The sequence below is a fragment of the Bartonella queenslandensis AUST/NH15 genome (genome assembly GCF_000312585.1).
Taxonomy (GTDB): Bacteria; Pseudomonadota; Alphaproteobacteria; order Rhizobiales; family Rhizobiaceae; genus Bartonella; species Bartonella queenslandensis_A.
The window spans coordinates 1-957 of record NZ_HE998439.1 but is presented as its reverse complement, the minus strand read 5'-3'; the positions used below and the strand labels follow the sequence as shown (position 1 = coordinate 957).

Genomic DNA, 957 nt, shown 5'->3' with positions numbered 1-957 from the left:
CAAGAGCCATCCAAAGAGCTCGTTGAAACAAGCGGGGGAAGTTTTTCAACCAAACTCTTAAAATGCTCCATGCCCCCTTCAAGGCTACAAAGCGCACGATATTCCTCGCGTGCGGCAGGCAAAATCTTGCCCTCTTCAATAGCCTTATCTAAAAGACTCTCAATGGCTGTCTTGTTTTGCTCTTCTCGCAAAAGTGCTAAATCTTCTCGCGCCTTTGTTAATTGGGCACAAAGCTCCACACGTTCTTTTTCGCGTGCTGCAAGGGTTGCTAAAACCTCATCCGCTTTAGCATCTTCTGCCAGCGATAGGGCACTGGCAATGGCTGTCAAATCCATCATTTCCTCCGTAAAAGTGAGTGGGGGGTGTTCACAGCTTAAAGCCGTCATCACAAGGGCTGGACGGTTCACCAAACCAGCACCGACTAAATTTAAAATTTCACCTGTCTTCGAATGGCGAAACTCAGGCGAAAGATAACGATATTCTTGGGCGACAATCTTTTTGCTTGCCATAGCGGTCCATTTAACCCGCCCCCAAATCGCACCATCACGCTCTGCTAATTCTTCAATCCAGCCGCTTGCCGGCGCTTCTAAACCTTTTCTCGCACGGTGATGTTGACCATGCTCATAATCAATCACAAGCGGTCCTTTATTGGCTGCAAAAGCTTTTAAAAGGGTTGGCGGACTATAATGCCATTGCCGTCCATCACGCGCCTTCACATGAGGCGCTTTGGGCAAAAGCTCTACCCACTCAGGCGCTTGCTTGCCTGTGATATCTTGGCAAAGATCAATAAAATTGCCATAAAATATCCCCTCATGACATATCTCAGCATGGACCTCTTCGCCATCTTCGTGAAATTCTTGCTCCATAGATTGCCTATTGCTTTACAATTATCATTGGCAATAGAATGCATGAAACAACTTCACCTTATAAGCCTGACACTGTCAGTCAAAAGAGCAC

The 957-nt window shown here is 46.7% G+C and carries 1 protein-coding gene; it reads right to left on the bottom strand.

What is annotated here, in order from left to right; translation table 11 throughout:
* Positions 1-866: phage protease (locus BN338_RS10590; RefSeq protein WP_039762599.1), on the bottom strand; the 866-nt coding region annotated here is incomplete at its 3' end.
* Positions 867-957 lie beyond the last annotated feature (91 nt).